The sequence below is a fragment of the Streptomyces sp. NPDC001508 genome (assembly GCF_040298665.1).
In the GTDB taxonomy this organism is placed as follows: domain Bacteria; phylum Actinomycetota; class Actinomycetes; order Streptomycetales; family Streptomycetaceae; genus Streptomyces.
Window position 1 is genome coordinate 48,362 of the sequence record NZ_JBEPAP010000005.1, and the last position, 16,941, is coordinate 65,302.

Annotated in this window: 10 protein-coding genes and 1 pseudogene; 10 read left to right on the forward strand and 1 reads right to left on the reverse strand. The window is 73.0% G+C overall.

The window, feature by feature from the left end:
- The first annotated feature begins 47 nt into the window (after positions 1-47).
- On the forward strand, positions 48-1,238 hold the full coding sequence (locus ABT245_RS07185) for an acyl-CoA dehydrogenase family protein (protein WP_351729752.1): 1,191 nt from the start codon (positions 48-50) through the stop codon (positions 1,236-1,238).
- A gap of 42 nt (positions 1,239-1,280) precedes the next feature.
- On the opposite strand, the gene ABT245_RS07190 is transcribed toward ABT245_RS07185, so the two are convergent.
- Positions 1,281-1,721 carry a cell division protein SepF gene (locus ABT245_RS07190; protein ID WP_351729755.1) on the reverse strand — a complete coding sequence of 147 codons (441 nt, stop codon included), beginning with the start codon at positions 1,719-1,721 and terminating at the stop codon, positions 1,281-1,283.
- 312 nt (positions 1,722-2,033) lie between these two features.
- Between ABT245_RS07190 and ABT245_RS07195 the strand changes: the two genes are divergently transcribed.
- The 9 genes and pseudogenes from ABT245_RS07195 (at position 2,034) to ABT245_RS07235 (ending at position 16,750) form a co-directional block, all read left to right on the forward strand.
- Positions 2,034-3,221, forward strand: coding sequence for a DUF5685 family protein (locus ABT245_RS07195; RefSeq protein ID WP_351729758.1), 1,188 nt, complete (start codon positions 2,034-2,036; stop codon positions 3,219-3,221).
- A 513-nt stretch (positions 3,222-3,734) separates the two neighbouring features.
- Positions 3,735-5,492 (forward strand): FAD/NAD(P)-binding protein, encoded by a 1,758-nt coding sequence (locus ABT245_RS07200; protein WP_351729761.1) that lies wholly within the window; start codon positions 3,735-3,737, stop codon positions 5,490-5,492.
- Between the two features lie 399 nt (positions 5,493-5,891).
- A complete protein-coding gene (locus tag ABT245_RS07205) occupies positions 5,892-7,214 on the forward strand; it encodes an NtaA/DmoA family FMN-dependent monooxygenase (protein ID WP_502982075.1) in 1,323 nt (440 codons plus the stop codon).
- Positions 7,215-7,222: 8 nt separating this feature from the next.
- Complete coding sequence (locus tag ABT245_RS07210) at positions 7,223-7,999, forward strand: DUF1684 domain-containing protein (protein WP_351729763.1); 777 nt, start codon at positions 7,223-7,225, stop codon at positions 7,997-7,999.
- Between the two features lie 291 nt (positions 8,000-8,290).
- Complete coding sequence (locus ABT245_RS07215) at positions 8,291-9,196, forward strand: S1 family peptidase (RefSeq protein ID WP_351729766.1); 906 nt, start codon at positions 8,291-8,293, stop codon at positions 9,194-9,196.
- 145 nt (positions 9,197-9,341) lie between these two features.
- On the forward strand, positions 9,342-10,145 hold the full coding sequence (locus ABT245_RS07220) for a slipin family protein (RefSeq protein WP_351729769.1): 804 nt from the start codon (positions 9,342-9,344) through the stop codon (positions 10,143-10,145).
- A gap of 234 nt (positions 10,146-10,379) precedes the next feature.
- Complete coding sequence (locus ABT245_RS07225) at positions 10,380-11,459, forward strand: S1 family peptidase (RefSeq protein ID WP_351729772.1); 1,080 nt, start codon at positions 10,380-10,382, stop codon at positions 11,457-11,459.
- Between the two features lie 778 nt (positions 11,460-12,237).
- Positions 12,238-15,744 carry a DNA polymerase III subunit alpha gene (locus ABT245_RS07230; protein WP_351729774.1) on the forward strand — a complete coding sequence of 1,169 codons (3,507 nt, stop codon included), beginning with the start codon at positions 12,238-12,240 and terminating at the stop codon, positions 15,742-15,744.
- A pseudogene (locus tag ABT245_RS07235) lies at positions 15,741-16,750 on the forward strand (DNA polymerase Y family protein). Before ABT245_RS07230 ends, ABT245_RS07235 begins: the two are co-directional and overlap by 4 nt.
- Positions 16,751-16,941: the final 191 nt, after the last annotated feature.

The following is a 16,941-nucleotide window of genomic DNA, read 5'->3' on the forward strand; positions in this document are numbered from 1 at the left end:
CACGGTCTGTCCCGCTCGGCGCTCGGTTTTCTCCCGGAGGGTGTTTCATGTCCGCGTCCTCGACGTTGCCCCCGTTCGATCCGGCCGACCCGCTCGGCCTCGATGACCTGCTGGACCCGGAGGACCTGGCCGTCCGCGACACCGTGCGGACCTGGGCCGCGGACCGCGTGCTGCCGTTCGTCGCCGAGTGGTACGAGAGCGGCGAACTCCCCGGCATCCGGGAGCTGGCCCGCGAACTCGGTTCCCTCGGCGCCCTCGGCATGTCCCTCGCCGGGTACGGCTGCGCCGGCGCCTCCGCGGTGCAGTACGGCCTCGCCTGCCTCGAACTGGAGGCCGCCGACTCCGGTATCCGCTCGCTCGTCTCCGTGCAGGGCTCCCTCGCCATGTACGCCATCCACCGGTTCGGCAGCGAGGAACAGAAGCGGCACTGGCTGCCCCGTATGGCATCCGGCGAGGTCATCGGCTGCTTCGGGCTCACCGAGCCGGACCACGGCTCCGACCCCGCCTCGATGCGCGCCCACGCCAAGCGCGACGGCGGTGACTGGGTGCTCAGCGGCCGCAAGACATGGATCACCAACGGCTCCGTCGCGGGCGTCGCCGTCGTGTGGGCGCGGACCGACGACGGCATCCGGGGCTTCGCCGTGCCGACCGACACCCCCGGCTTCGCCGCCCCGGAGATCAGACACAAGTGGTCGCTGCGCGCCAGCGTCACCAGCGAACTCGTCCTGGACGACGTACGGCTGCCCGCGGACGCCGTGCTCCCCGGGGTCGTCGGCCTGCGCGGCCCGCTGAACTGTCTCGCGCACGCCCGGTACGGCATCGTGTGGGGCGCCATGGGAGCGGCCCGCAGCTGTTTCGAGGCCGCCGTCGACTACGCGAAGACACGGGAGCAGTTCGGGCGGCCGATCGGTGGCTTCCAGCTCACCCAGGCCAAACTCGCCGACATGGCGGTGGAACTGCACAAGGGGATTCTGCTCGCCCACCATCTGGGGCGGCGCATGGACGCCGGCCGGCTGCGCCCCGAACAGGTCAGCTTCGGCAAGCTCAACAACGTACGGGAGGCGATCGAGATCTGCCGTACCGCGCGGACCGTCCTCGGCGCCAACGGGATCTCCCTCGAATACCCCGTGATGCGGCATGCGGCCAATCTCGAATCGGTGCTCACCTACGAGGGCACCGTCGAGATGCACCAGCTCGTGCTGGGCAAGGCGCTCACCGGATTCGACGCCTTCCGCTGACCCGGCCCGGGGGCCGAGGCGGGGCCGGTGAGCGGCCCTGCCTCAGCTCTGGTTGAAGAAGCCGTCCGAACGGTGCGCGGCCGGCTCGCCGCTGATGATCTCCGTGTCGGCGGGGGTGAGCAGGAAGACGCGGTTGGAAACACGGTCGATGGAGCCGCGCAGGCCGAAGATGAGCCCGGCCGCGAAGTCGACGACGCGCTTGGCGTCGGCGGCCTCCATGGCCGTGAGGTTCATGATGACCGGCACGCCCTCGCGGAACAGCTCGCCGATCGCACGGGCGTCCCGGAAGCTGTCCGGGGTGACCGTGCCGATCCGGCGGCCCTTCTCCTCGGCGGTGTCCGAGGCCACCTTGACCCGCGGGTCGGTGACCCAGGCATCCCCGGGCTGCTCGGTCCCTTCGGAGTAGTCGTCGTCGTAGTAGCGCTCGTCATCGTTGTCGTCGACGAGGCCAAGCCAGGCACTCGCTTTGCGTACCGATCCCATGGACGCCTCCTCTCACAGCGGTCCTTCTTGCTTTCCGCACCCCTATGGTCGTCCATGATGCGGATGGCGCGCCAAGTAGATAGTCGCCGCGCGGGGGGTTTGTGACGCTACTGGTGCACGGCGCGTACGTCGAGAGCCCGGTCCCCCCAAGGGTCCTGCCCCGTACGGCTGCTGACTGTGAGTGAAATATGATTCTTCGCGGCGTATGGGTGAGAAGTGGTGCGTCCGGGTGAGCGGAGCGGACGATCCGGACCGAAGGTCGGCCGATACGATGCGGCGGTTCAACGTCGTATCAGCACACGGGGGGACGTCGTGTTCGGGATGGTACGGCCCTGCCGGCATCGGCTCGGCGAGGGCCACAGAGCCCAGTGGATGGCGCACTTGTGCGGGCTGTGTCTCGCGCTGCGCGGCGAGCACGGGCAGTTCGCCCGCATCGTGACGAACTACGACGGGCTGCTGCTCTCGGTCCTGACGGAGGCTCAGTCCGGCCCGGCGGGGACGCGGCGGCGCACGGCGGGGCCCTGCCCGCTGCGCGGGATGCGCACCGCCTCCGTCGCCCGGGGCGAGGGCGCGCGGCTCGCGGCGGCCGTCTCGCTGGTGCTCGCCTCGGCCAAGGTGCGTGACCATGTCGCCGACGGGGACGGGCTGCTGGCGCGCCGTCCGGTGGCGCTCGCCGCGCGCCGGGTCGCCGCGAACTGGGGCCGGGCGGGCGCCCGCGGCGGATCCCTGATCGGCTTCGACACCGCCCTCCTCGTCGACGCCGTCGACCGGCAGGTCGCCGTCGAGGCCCTGGCGGGCGTGGGCACGCCGATCCTGACCGTCACCGAACCGACCGAGACCGCGACCGCCGCGGCCTTCGCGCACACCGCGGTGCTGGCCGGCCGGCCGCACAACGCCGCGCCGCTTATGGAGGCCGGCCGGCTCTTCGGCCGGCTCGCACATCTGCTGGACGCCGTGGAGGACCGGGCGGCCGACGCCGCGTCAGGTGCCTGGAACCCGCTCACCGCCACCGGCACCCCGCTCACCGAGGCCCGTCGCCTCGCCGAGGACGCGCTGCACGGCATCCGGCTCGCGCTGCGCGAGGTGGAGTTCGTCGACGGCGGGCTCGCGCATCTGCTGCTCGCGCACGAGCTGCGGCGCTCGGTGGACCGGGCCTTCGGGACGGCGTCCTGCGGGCACGCCCCCGAGGCAGCCTTCGGACCCCCGCAGGCCCCGCCGGCCCCGCAGCCGCCGGGCGGCCCCTACGGACCGCCCGGCGATCCCTCAGGCGGCGAGCCGCCGCGCAGGGACCGGCGGAGATGGTGGGCCGGATGCGCTGCGGCCCTCGGGTTGTTCTGCACCTGCAAGGTGTGCTGCGCCGACGAGTACGAAGGGCCGTGGTCGCGGCGGCGGCGGGAGGGCCTGTGCAACAGCTGCGACTGCGGCTGCGATTGCGGCTGTGGCGACTGCTGCGGGGACAGTTGCGGCTGTGACTGCTGTGACTGCGGCTGCGATTGCTAGTCCACAGGCCCGGCGCGCGTTGGGTGTGCGCGTCGGGCAGCGGTCCTGTGTGAACAGATGGGAACACAAGGGTGCGGGGCGCGAGGGGAGGGGAGTGCGTGCGAAGACGACAAGCGAGGGAAGAACGCGCGGGGCGCCCGCCGGCGGGCGGGCGCGCAGTGGGTCAGCTCAACAGGAAGAGGACCACACGCGACCGAAGTCGATGTGGGAGCGGGTGACCAGCCACTGCTGTGGATGCATGCGCCAAGTGGAACAGGTCTCCGGGTCCCCGTCAACCGACTTGAGACGTACCGCTCACAGTATGGACACCCTTGACAGCGAGGGGAAACGCCCGCGTACTCTCGGCGAACGGCCCTGCTGAGGGGCTCGGCCGTAGGCGCCGCGAGGCGCCCCGTGTGAAGACGCCCACCGTGTCCCAGCTATGTCACGGAGCCTTCGCATGCCATCCGACACCCTCAGCCAACTCTTCGCGGCACCCCCGCGGCACCGCCCGCCCGGCACCAAGGCACGCCGATGAGGCGCGGGCTCGTGATCGTCGGGGCCGGGCCGCGGGGGACCGGTCTGCTGGAGCGCATCGCCGCCAACGCCCCGGAGCTGTACGCCGGTCAGGGCCTCGACATCCATCTGGTGGACCCCAGCCCGCCGGGCGCCGGACGCATCTGGCGCGCGGCGCAGTCCCCGCTGCTGTGGATGAACTCGCACGCCGAGGACGTCACCATGTTCACCGACGAGACCGTGCGGATGGCCGGCCCGGTGCGCGAGGGCCCCACCCTGCACGAATGGGCGGGGCTCGACGGCCGGACCTTCGCCGACCGGCAGCTCCAGGGCCGGTATCTGCGCTGGGTGTACGAGCGGGCCGTCGCCGATCTGCCCGCGGACATCGTCGTCCACCACCACCCCCGGCGCGCCCTGCGGATCAGCGGTCCGCGCGACGGGCGCCAGCAGGTGTGGCTGGAGGGCCGCCCGCGCCCGCTGCTCGCCGATGCCGTGGTCCTCGCCCTCGGTCACCTGGACGCCGAACTCGACGACGAACAGGCCGACTTGGCGGCGTACGCGGACGCACACGGGCTGCTCCATCTGCCGCCCGACTTCACCGCCGACACCGATCTGTCCCCGCTCGGGGCCGGCGAACCCATCCTGGTCCGCGGCTTCGGACTGGCCTTCGTCGACCTGATGGTGCTGCTCACCGAGGGCCGCGGCGGACGGTACGAGGGCGACGTGTACCTACCGTCGGGGCGTGAACCGGTGCTGTACGTCGGCTCCCGGCGCGGAGTGCCGTACCACTCCAAGATCGGTTACGACTGGACCGGCGAACGCCCCCCGCTGCCCCGCTTCTTCGGGCCCGCCGAGGTCGACGCGCTGCTCGCCCGGCCGGAGGGCTTCGACTTCAAGCGGGACGTATGGCCGCTGGTGGCGAAGGAACTCGGCTTCGCCCACTACCACCGGCTGTTCACCGCCCACCCCGAGCGGACGGCCGTCGCCAGGGCCGACTTCGAGGAGAAGTACGCGGTCGCCCGGACCGCCGACGAGATCCACACGCTGGTCGCCGCCGCCGTACCCGATCCCGCCGACCGGCTCGACCTCGACGCGCTCGACCGCCCCCTCGACGGGGTACGCCTCGGCTCGCACGAGGAGTTCCAGGACTGGCTGCGCCGCTACGTCGAGGCCGATCTGGACCGCCATCACGATCCGCGGCACAGCCAGGACCTGGCGGTGTTCCTCGCACTGCTGTCCGTCTACGGGCAGCTGATCCGGCTCGGCGACGTCGGCCCCTGGTGGCACGGCTTCTTCAGCTACCTCGCCTCAGGGCCGCCCGGACCACGGCTGCGGCAACTGCTCGCGCTGTCCCGGGCGGGCGTGGTCAGATTCGTCGGCGCCGACATGACCGTGACCGCAGAGGACGGGGTGTTCCGGGCCGCCTCCGCCACCGTGCCCGGCTTCCGCATCGAGGCGCGCGCCCTGGTGGAGGCCCGGCTGCCCGCACCCACCGTCGGGCGCGCCCGCGACGGGCTGCTGCGCGCCCTGCACGCCGACGGCGCCGTCGAGAGCCCCGACGGGCTGCTGCGGGTGGACCCCGCCGACGGACGGATCCTCGACGCGGGCGGCCGGCCGCATCCCCGCCGGTTCGCGCTCGGGCCGTACACCGACGGCCGCACCCCAGGGGCCTTCACCCGGCCGCGCACCGGCGGACCGGCGTTCCGGCAGAACGACGCCACCGCCCGCGCGGCCCTCGCCCTGCTGCGGGAGACCGCCCGCCCCGCCGCCGCGTAGGCCGTCCCCTCCGCCCCGCCTTCACCAAGGGATTCACGCGATGAGCGTCATGGCCGACAGCAGACCCTCCCACAGCTTCGGACGACTCGACGCAGGTGCCGGACACCACGCGGCACCAGCGGACGCGGGTGTCGTCCTGCGAGGTGTCGCGCGCCCGCCGGCCCGGCACAGGAAGGTTCATCTCCCATGACCCCATCGTCCGGCCGGGGGCTGCTGCACCTGGCCGCCGCCGTCGACCAGCCGGGGGCGTACGACGCCGCCGCGTACACCGAGCCGGCGCGGCTCGCCGAGCGCGGCGGGCTGGACTTCGTTGTTCCGCACCTTCTACCCGGGCAGCACGCTGCGGGAGCATCTGGGCCTGGCCCGGCCCGCCAACCGGTACGCGGCGGCCGGGAGCGGATCATGACCGCGGCCGGGCCCGCACGCAAACGGCTCCACCTCGCCGCGCTGCCCCACCCAGGGCCCCGCGCGGACGGGCCCGCGTTCCCCCCGGCAGCGTCGTATGAATCGTACGCATCGTACGAACGGCTCGCTCGCACCGCCGAACGCGGGCTGTTCGACTTCCTTCTGCTCGCCGGCGGGCCGTTCCCGGGTGAGCCCGAGGGCCGCGTGCCCGACGCGGACCCGGTGGGACCCGAGCCGGTCACCGCGCTCAGCGCACTCGCCGCGGTGACCGACCGGCTGGGACTCGCCGCCATGGTCGACGCGAGCTGCAACGAGCCGTACGAACTCGCCCGGCGGCTCGCCACGCTCGACCACCTCAGCGGAGGCCGGGCCGCCTGGCACCCGGTGACCTCCGCGGACGCCACGACCGGTGGGAACCTCCGCCGCGGCGGCGGCCCCGACCGCGCCGAGCGGTATCCGCGTATCGCCGAATTCACCGCGGCGGCAGGGAGGTTGTGGGACTCCTGGACCCCGCGGGGGGAGGCCGGGCCGGTTGCGTACCGGGGACGGCACTTCGACATCGCCGGCGAGTTCACCGTGCCGCGCCCGCCGCAGGGGCACCCGGTGCTCATCCAGACGGGCGACTCGGACGAGGGCCGGGAGTTCGCCGCGGCCACGGCCGACGTCGTCTGCTGCGGCCGGAACGTCGTGGGCCGGCCGCCGGCCGGGCCCGGGGCCCGCCTCGGCCCGTTCGAGGCGGCCCGCGCCTTCTACGCCGATGTGAAGCGCCGCCTGCGCAGGTACGGCCGGGCACCGGACGACCTGAAGGTCATGCCCGCCGTCGGCGTCGTCCTCGGCGACACCGCGGCCGAGGCCCGGGACAGGGCCGCCGAACTCATCGGTCCACCGGTGCCACCGCCGACCGACCCGGACGCGTGGACCGACCCGGACGGATGGACCGACTCGGACACATGGACCGATCCCGACGCACGGAGCGCCGACGACCCACGGAGCGCCGACGACGCATGGAGCGCCGACGACGCGTTGACGGCCGTCGACGGGCGGGCCGCCACCCGGGCGCGGACCGTGATCGAGGCGGCCCGGCGCCCGTGCTTCGTCGGCCCCCCGGAGGCGGTCGCCGCCGAACTCGACGCCTTCGTACGGCGGGACGCCGCGGACGGCTTCGTCCTCGTACCGCATGTCGTGCCCGGCGCTCTGGAGGAGTTCGTGGACCGGGTGGTGCCGCTGCTCCAGGAGCGCGGCGCGTTCCGCACGGAATACCGGGGCACCACGCTCCGCTCACATCTGGGGCTCGGTGCCCCGGCACGGAAGGACTGACGACCACCATGACCACAGACCCGAACGACGAGTGGAAGCGCTGGCACGAACAGCGCACGGAGACGGCGTCGGCCCCCTACGGGCCGCTCGCGCTGGTCGGCACGCACTGGATCGAGGACCACCCGGAGGGGCGACTTCCGGCCATTCCCGGGAAGTGGGTGGCGGACGGCGACGCGGTTGTGCTTCATGCCACCGAGGCCGACGGACTGACCCTGGACGGGCGGCCGTTCGCCGGTGCGGCCAGGCTCGGCGCCGACGCCGAACCGGCGGCCCGCGTCACGCTCGGCGCGCGCCGGCTCGTGGTGCTGGTCCGCGAGGGGATCTGGGGCGTGCGGGACTACGACCCGGACGCCGCGACGCGCCGCGCGTTCCGGGGCATCGACGCCGCCCCGTACGATCCGCGCTGGTCGGTGCCCGGCCGCTTCACCCCGTACGAGGCGGCGCGCACCGTGCGGGTCGGCACCGCCGACGGGGTCGAACGCGGTCTCGCTCTGGCCGGCGAACTCAGCTTCACCCTGGCCGGCCGGGAGCGCACGCTCCAGGTCGCGCGGCAGGCCGACGGGCGGCTGTGGGCGGTGTTCGCCGACGCCACCAGCGGGGACGGCAGCTTCCGGTTCCGCTTCCTGTACCCGGCGGCGCCCGACGCCGAAGGCCGTACGACGGTCGACTTCAACCGCGCCCAACTGCCGCCGTGCGCCCTCGCCGACCACTTCCTCTGCCCCTTCCCGCCGCCGGGGAACACCCTGGGCGCCGCGATCGAGGCGGGGGAGCGGAACCTGGCCTGAAGGGGAAGGATCCGGCCTGAAGCCGAGCGAGCGGGGCCCGGACCTAGGGGAGCGGAACCCGGGCCGGCAACGGTGCGGTGCGGACATGAACGGGCCAGCAACGCGCAAAGCCCGTTCAAAGACTGACGACCGAAAGGAACCCTTGCACAGACCGGCTGCTCGGCCGAATATCCGCCTCAGTGCTTGTCAGGGGCATGCCGCACCTGCGATCCGGTCGGCCATACCGCTGACTGCGCCTCACGGGCCCCGACCCCGCGCGGGCCCCCGACTTCCCCTGGGAGGGAACGAAACGTGAGGAACAAGCGCACCACTCCCCGCCGCGGTATCGCGAGACGGACCCGGCTGATCGCCCTGGCCTCCGGCTTCGTGGCCGCCGCAGCGTTCGCCGCCCCCACCGCCAACGCGAGCGACGTCCAGACCTTCAGCGCCAACCAGCTCACCAAGGCGAGCGACTCCGTCCTCAAGGCCGACATAGCCGGCACGGCCTGGGCGGTCGACAGCAAGACCGACCGCGTCGTCGTCACCGTCGACAGCACCGTCTCCCCGGCCGAGATCGCCAAGATCAAGGAGCAGGCGGGAGCCAACTCCGGTGCCCTGACCATCAAGCGCACCCCGGGCAAGTTCAACAAGCTGATCTCCGGGGGCGACGCCATCTATGCGAGCAGCTGGCGCTGCTCGCTGGGCTTCAACGTCCAGGACAACAGCGGCAACTACTACTTCCTGACCGCCGGTCACTGCACCGACGGCGCGGGCACCTGGTGGTCGGACTCCGGACACACCACCACGCTGGGCACCACCGCCGGCTCGTCGTTCCCCGGCAACGACTACGGCATCGTGCGCTACACCAACAGCTCGGTCACCAAGTCGGGCACCGTCGGCAGCGTGGACATCACCAGCGCGGCCACGCCGTCCGTCGGCACCACCGTCTACCGTCGCGGCTCCACCACCGGCACCCACAGCGGCCAGGTCACCGGGCTCAACGCGACGGTCAACTACGGCGGCGGAGACATCGTCAGCGGGCTCATCCAGACCACGGTCTGCGCCGAGCCCGGCGACTCCGGCGGTCCGCTGTACTCCAACAGCGGCGTCGCCTACGGTCTGACGTCCGGCGGCAGCGGCGACTGCTCCTTCGGCGGCACGACCTTCTTCCAGCCGGTCACCGAGGCCCTGAGCGCCTACGGGGTGCACGTCTTCTGACGTCGGGCCCGCGCGACGGCCTGCGCGGCATCGGCCCCCGTACGCAACCGGCGTGCGGGGGCTCCCTTTCGTCCGTCCGCCGGGGTTACCTTCGAAGGGCGGGGGTGCTCTCCCGGCACCCCACTTCGGACCCCTGGGGGCCGGCATGGTCGAGGAGTTGGCGGCGGCGGGGGCGGCCCTCGTGGCCGCCGGAGCGGTGTACGTGATGGCGGCGGCACGGGTCGTCAAACAGTACGAGCGCGGTGTGGTGTTCCGGCTCGGCCGGCTCCGCCCCGAGGTCCGCGGACCGGGACTCACCCTGGTCGTCCCGTTCGTGGACAAGCTGCGCAAGGTGAACATGCAGATCGTCACGATGCCCGTGCCCGGCCAGGAGGGCATCACCCGCGACAACGTCACCGTACGGGTGGACGCCGTCGTGTATTTCCAGGTGATTTCGCCGGCCGACGCGGTCGTCCGGGTCGAGGACTACCGGTTCGCGGTCTCCCAGATGGCGCAGACCTCCCTGCGGTCCATCATCGGCAAGAGCGAGCTGGACGATCTGCTCTCCAACCGGGAAAAGCTCAACCAGGGCCTGGAGTTGATGATCGACAGTCCGGCCGTGGAGTGGGGAGTCAGCATCGACCGGGTCGAGATCAAGGACGTGTCGCTGCCCGAGACCATGAAGCGGTCCATGGCCCGGCAGGCCGAGGCGGACCGTGAGCGGCGGGCCCGGGTCATCAACGCGGACGCCGAACTACAGGCGTCGAAGAAGCTGGCGGAGGCGGCGCAACAGATGGCCGACACCCCTGCCGCACTGCAACTGCGGCTGCTGCAGACGGTGGTGGCGGTGGCCGCCGAGAAGAACTCCACGCTGGTGCTGCCCTTCCCGGTGGAGCTGCTGCGGTTCCTGGAGAAGGCGCAGCAGCAACTGCCCCAGACGCCCGGAGGGTCGAGTTCCGGCCAGGGCTGAAGGCCCCTGTTCGCCGAACGGTTACTCGCCCGTGGTGTTTGCGGTGCGAATCTCCTGCAATGACGGTACACGGTCAAAACGGCGGGGGGTGTGCGCGGCCGTCGTATACGCGTCCTGAACTCGACCTTGTGCGCTCCCTATGAGGATCGGAATAGTAGGCGCCCGTCAACCAGCCTTCCGGCCCGTGAGGTCCCCACTACCTTCTCGGGCCGTCCCCCCACAGGAGGACGTGAGTTGAAGCACCGACGCATACCCAGGCGGCGGGCCGTCGTGACGGGCGCGGGAATCGCCGCACTGGTCGCAGCGGGTGTCACCTTCCAGACTGCGAACGCCAGCGCGCAAACGGAAACCGCCGCGCCCCAGGTCCTGTCGGCCCCCGCGGCCGGAAAGCTCGCCTCAACGCTCGTACGCGACCTCGGCGGTGACAGCGCGGGCAGCTACTACGACGCGCAGGCGAAGCACCTCGTGGTCAACGTGCTCGACGCGAGCGCGGCCCGCGCCGTCGAGGCGGCCGGCGCCAAGGCCAGAATCGTCGCCAACTCCCTCGCCGAACTCGACGGCGCCCGCGCGACGTTGAAGCGGGACGCGACCGTGCCCGGTACCTCGTGGGCGGTCGACCCGGTCGGCAACAAGGTCGTCGTCACCGCCGACCGTACCGTCTCGAAGGCCGCCTGGGCCAAGCTCGCCAAGGTGGTCGACGGGCTCGGTGGCACCGCCGAACTCCAGCGGTCCAAAGGGGAGTTCAAGCCCCTCATCGCGGGCGGCGACGCCATCACCGGCTCGGGCGGGCGCTGCTCGCTCGGCTTCAACGTGGTCAAGGACGGGCAGCCGTACTTCCTGACCGCCGGGCACTGCACCGAGGCCATCTCCAGCTGGTCGGACTCGTCCGGCACCGCGATCGGCGAGAACGAGCAGTCCCACTTCCCGGGCGACGACTACGGTCTGGTGAAGTACACCGCGGACGTCGACCACCCGAGCGAGGTCGACCTCTACAACGGATCCGCCCAGCAGATCACCGGCGCGGCCGAGGCCACCGTGGGCATGAGCGTGACCCGCAGCGGCTCGACCACCCAGGTGCACGACGGCACGGTGACCGGCCTGGACGCCACCGTGAACTACCAGGAGGGCACGGTCAGCGGTCTCATCCAGACCGATGTGTGCGCCGAGCCCGGTGACAGCGGCGGCTCGCTGTTCTCCGGGAGCGACGCGATCGGGCTCACCTCCGGCGGCAGCGGCGACTGCACCTCCGGCGGTGAGACCTTCTTCCAGCCGGTCACGGAGGCGCTCTCGGCGACCGGCGCCACGATCGGCTGAGCCGCACCCCGTCCGCGAAGTCCCGCCCCCCGCACGAGGGGCGGGACTTCCGCGTCCAGCCCCGGGCGTTCGGGGAGATGGCGCCCCGGTCGCCCGAGGAGCGGTTCCTGGTTGTCCGGCAGGACGGGCCCTTGGCCGTCCGGAGGGACGGGTCCCTGATCGTCCGGCGGGGCGGCGGCCCCGGTCGCCCGGTGGGGCGGTTCCTGGGTCGTTCTGGAGGGTGGCGGCCCCGGTTGCCCGGCGGTGGCGGGGTCCCGGTCGCCCGGCGGTGGCGGGGCCCTGGTCGTCCGGTGGGGTGGTGCTTCGGGGGCTGTGGGGTGAGTCGCGGGTTCTGGAAGGGGTGGGCGTGGTCGTGGTGCTCCCCGGTGGCGAAGACGCGCGGGGCGTGGTGACGCAGGGCGGGCGTCGCGAGCCGCGCCAGGGGTGGTCCGGGCGGCGCGGGTCGTGAAGGGGGCGGTGGAACGGGGTGCGCAGGAGGCTCCGGCTGAGGGTGGGTGCTCCGGTGGAGGTGCGGGGGATGCGGGGCGCGCGGGAAGCCTGGCCGACTGGGGAGGCGCCTTCCTCCGGGGTTGGTGTGATCGGTTCCGTCGGTGTGGGTGCCCAGTGCCTCCCTGGTGACAATCCGCCGCAAAACGGGCCGGGTCGGCGGCGTTTGCGCAGGTGAGGGGCGCCCGAGTGGGTGTCGTACAGATGTTCGGGAAAGGGGGTATGGTGGAGGCGGGGAGTAGGGAACTGATGTTCGAGAGCCGGTCGGGGCTCACGAGTGCGGGAGGTGCGTGTGCCGGGTTTCACGCATCTGCACACCGTCTCCGGATTCTCCCTGTGCTACGGCGCCTCGCACCCGGAGCGGCTGGCCGAGCGCGCCGCCGAGCGGGGCATGGACGCCCTCGCCCTCACCGACCGCGACACCCTCGCCGGCGCGGTCCGCTTCGCCAAGGCCTGCGCCGGGGCGGGCATCCGGCCGTTGTTCGGCGTCGAGTTGGCGGTGGGCGAGCCGGAGGTGGTACGGCGTGCGCACCGCCGTACGCCGGTGCGCGGCGGTGCCTTCATCGACGAGTCGGCACCCCGGGTGACCTTCCTCGCCCGGGACGGCGCCCGCGGCTGGGCCGATCTGTGCCGACTGGTCACCGCCGCCCACTCCCCGACGCGCCCGGCCCCGTCCGGGCAGGGCAGACACCGGACCGCGGGCGCCCCGCTGCTGTCCTGGTCGGACAACCACGGCGACGGCCTGACCGTCCTGCTCGGCCCCGGCTCCGACGTCGGCCGCGCCCTCGCCGCGGGCCGCCCGGACCGTGCCGCCCGGCTGCTCGGCCCCTGGCGCGAAATCTACGGCGACGCCCTGCGCCTGGAGGTCGTCTGGCACGGCCGCACGGGCACCGGACCCGGCTCCCTGCGGCTGGCCGCCCGCACCGTCGGCTTCGCCGCCGAACAGCGGATCCGGCCGGTGCTCAGCAACGCCGTCCGGTACGCCGACCCCGGGCAGGGCCCGGTCGCCGACGTCCTGGACGCGGCCCGCCGGCTGGTCCCGATCGACCCGACGAAGGAACTGGACTCCGGCGAGGCCTGGTTGAAGGACGCGGACGCCATGCTGGGCGTCGCCGAGCGGATCGTGGCGGCCGCGGGCTACCGCCGTGACACCGCCCACCGCCTGCTGGAGCAGACACGGGCCACGGCCGCCGACTGCCGGGTCGACCCCGAGGACGACCTCGGCATCGGCAGCGTCCACTTCCCCGAGCCGCACCTCGTCGGCGCCGGCCGCCGCACCGCCCAGCGGGCCCTGGCCTCCCGGGCGGCGGCGGGGATGGTGCAGCGCGGCTACACCGGCCGGCGCGCCTACTGGGAGCGGATGCACCACGAACTGGACATCATCGCCCACCACGGCTTCGCCTCCTACTTCCTGACGGTCGCCCAAGTCGTCGACGACGTACGGAAGATGGGTATCCGGGTCGCCGCGCGCGGCTCCGGCGCGGGCTCCCTCGTCAACCATCTGCTCGGCATCGCGCACGCCGACCCGGTCGAGCACGGGCTGCTGATGGAGCGCTTTCTGTCGAAGGAGCGGGTCGCGCTGCCCGACATCGACATCGACGTGGAGTCCGCGCGCCGCCTGGAGGTCTACCGCGCGATCATCGACCGGTTCGGCACCGAGCGGGTGGCGACCGTCGCCATGCCGGAGACGTACCGCGTCCGTCATGCGATCCGGGACGTGGGCGCGGCCCTGTCCATGGACCCGGCCGACATCGACCGCATCGCCAAGTCCTTCCCGCACATCCGCGCCCGCGACGCCCGCGCGGCCCTGGCGGAACTGCCCGAGCTGAGACGGCTGGCCGGGGAGTCCCGGCAGGACGCCGAGCGGTACGACCGGCTGTGGGGCCTGGTCGAGTCGCTCGACGCCCTGCCCCGCGGAATCGCCATGCACCCGTGCGGGGTGCTGCTGTCCGACGCCTCCCTGCTCTCCCGTACGCCGGTCGTGCCGACCAGCGGCGAGGGGTTCCCGATGGCGCAGTTCGACAAGGACGACGTGGAGGACCTCGGGCTGCTCAAGCTCGATGTGCTGGGTGTGCGGATGCAGTCGGCGATGGCGCACGCGGTCGCCGAGGTGCAGCGGGCGACGGGGGAGCGGATCGATCTGGACGCGGTCGCGGAGGGCGATCCGGCGACTTATCGACTCATCCGCTCCACCGAGACGCTGGGCTGCTTCCAGATCGAGTCGCCGGGCCAGCGGGACCTGGTGGGGCGGCTCCAGCCGGCCGGCTTCCACGACCTGGTCGTCGACATATCGCTGTTCCGGCCCGGCCCGGTCGCCGCCGACATGGTCCGGCCGTTCATCGAGGCGCGGCACGGGCGGGCGCCGATCCGCTACCCGCACCCGGACCTGGAGAAGCCGCTGCGCGACACCTACGGGGTCGTCGTCTTCCACGAGCAGATCATCGACATCGTCGCCATCCTGACCGGCTGCGGGCGTGGTGTGGCGGACCAGGTGCGGCGCGGGCTGTCCGACCCGGAGACACAGGGTCGGATCCGGGTGTGGTTCGCCCGGTACGCGGCGGAGCGCGGATACGACGCGGAAACGATCCGGCGGACCTGGGAGATCGTCGAGGCGTTCGGCTCGTACGGCTTCTGCAAGGCGCACGCGGTGGCGTTCGCCGTACCGACGTACCAGTCGGCGTGGCTGAAGGCGCATCACCCGGCCGCCTTCTACGCCGGGCTGCTCACCCATGACCCCGGGATGTACCCGAAGCGGCTGCTGCTGGCGGACGCGCGGCGGCGCGGGGTGCCGATCCTGCCGTTGGACGTGAACCGGTCCGCGGTCACCCATCGCATCGAACTGGTGTCTGAATCAGGGCCGGCCGCGCCCGAACCGGCTGAGTCCCCCGGTTCCCCCGGGCGTTGGGGACTGCGGCTCGCCCTCTGCGACGTGCACGGCATCAGCGAGGCCGAGGCGGCCCGGATCGCGGACGGACAGCCCTACGCCTCCCTGCTGGACTTCTGGGAGCGGGCCCGGCCCAGCCGGCCGCTGGCCGGGCGGCTCGCCCAGGTCGGCGCGTTGGACGCGTTCGGCGCCAACCGCCGGGACCTGCAACTCCATCTGGCCGAGCTGCACCGCGGTGCCCGCAGCGGCGGCGGTGGCCAACTCCCTCTGGCCGGCGGCCGGAAGACCGCCTCCGCCGGACTGCCCGACCTCACCCCGGCGGAACGGCTCAGCGCCGAACTGGGCGTGCTGTCCATGGACGCCTCGCGCAATCTGATGGACGACCACCGGGAGTTCCTGGAGGAGTTGGGCGTGGTCTCGGCGCGCCGGCTGCGGGAGACGCCGCACGGCGAGACCGTACTGGTCGCGGGCGCCAAGGCGGCCACCCAGACCCCGCCGATCCGCTCCGGCAAGCGCGTCATCTTCACCACCCTGGACGACGGCACGGGCCTGGTCGACCTCGCCTTCTTCGACGACTCCCACGACGCCTGCGCGCACACCGTCTTCCACTCCTGGCTGCTGCTGGTGCGCGGGGTGGTGCAGCGGCGCGGCCCGCGCAGCCTCAGCGTGGTGGGCGCCGCCGCCTGGAACCTCGCCGAACTCGTCGAACTGCGCGCCGAGGGCGGGCTCGACCAGGTGGCGGCGCGGCTCGCGGAGCCCGCGCCGCGCGAGGAGGCGGCCCCTTCGATGCCGGGCCGGACCATCCGCATAGCCACGGGGTACGAGATGCACCCCTGGGCCGATCTGCGTCCCGCGGGCGAGGACCCGGCGGGGGGAAGGAAGTTGTGGCACCAGAGTCCGGGGAGTGCGGGATGACCATCCTCTGCGTACGTTTCCAGCCGCCTCCCATGTACGAGGCGGCCCTGCCGGGGCTGCTCGGGCTGCTGGAGGAGTTCACCCCGGTCGTCGAGGCGCTGCCGCCGGACGGGGCGCTGGCCGATCTGCGGGGCGCCGAGCGGTACTTCGGCCGAAGCGCCGTCGACCTGGCGGCCGTGATCCGGGTCCGGGCCCTCGCGCTGTACGGCGTCGACTGCGCGATCGGCGCCGGGCCGGGCCCGCTGCTGGCTCGTATGGCGCTGCGGGACGCCCGGCCCGGGGTGACCCGGGCGGCCCCCGAAGGCCCGGACGGCGCCGCGGAGTTCCTCGCCGACCGGCCCGTCGGCGCGCTTCCCGGAGTCGGCGCGGCCACCGCCCGCCCCTGTGCGGGTACGGACTCGACACCCTGGGCCGGGTGGCCGCCGCACCGCTGTGCACGCTCCAGCGGCTGATCGGCGCGAAGGCGGGCCGCGAGCTGCACGAGAAGGCGAACGGCATCGACCGTGGCCGGGTCGTCCCGAACGCGGTCTCCCGCTCCCTCGTGGCCGAACGCCCCTTCCCCCTCGACGAACTGGACCCCGACCGGCACCGCCGTGCGCTGCTCTCGGCCGCCGGTGAACTGGGCGCACGGCTGCGCACCCTGGGGAAGGTCTGCCGCACCCTGACCCTCACCGTGCGCTACGCCGGCCTCCCCCGCTCTCGAACCGGCTCGAACGGGGGGTCGCCCCTCGCGACCACCCGCAGCCGCACCCTCAAGGAGCCGACCGCGCACTCGCCGGCCCTGACGCGGACCGCGTACGGCATGTACGAGGCCCTGGGTCTGCAACGCGCCCGGGTCCGCGCGCTCGTCCTGCGCGCGGAGGGACTCACCCCGGCCCAACAGGCCTCCTGGCAGCTCACCTTCGACGCCGTGGACGAGAAGGTCCGCCGCATCGAGGAGGTGGCCGACCGGGCACGAGCGAAGTTCGGCCCCCAAGCGGCCCTCCCCGCCACCCTGGCCTCCTGACCCCCGAACAGACCCCCCAAAGGGGCGCGGGGAACGGCGTGCTCAACCACGATGCTGCCGCGCCCGGGTGACGGCCTGATGTCTTACGGCGGCTGGCCGACCCGGCCGGGAGAGCACGGTGTCGTGTTGGCGCCCTGAAGGGGCGCGGGGAACGGCGTGCTCAACCACGATGCTGCCGCGCCCGGGTGACG

Coding starts and splice junctions, on each gene's coding strand:
- ABT245_RS07185 (WP_351729752.1), top strand. CDS start 48: ATGTCCGCGTCCTCGACGTTGCCCCCGTTCGATCCGGCCGACCCGCTC.
- ABT245_RS07190 (WP_351729755.1), bottom strand. CDS start 1,721: ATGGGATCGGTACGCAAAGCGAGTGCCTGGCTTGGCCTCGTCGACGAC.
- ABT245_RS07200 (WP_351729761.1), top strand. CDS start 3,735: ATGAGGCGCGGGCTCGTGATCGTCGGGGCCGGGCCGCGGGGGACCGGT.
- ABT245_RS07210 (WP_351729763.1), top strand. CDS start 7,223: ATGACCACAGACCCGAACGACGAGTGGAAGCGCTGGCACGAACAGCGC.
- ABT245_RS07220 (WP_351729769.1), top strand. CDS start 9,342: ATGGTCGAGGAGTTGGCGGCGGCGGGGGCGGCCCTCGTGGCCGCCGGA.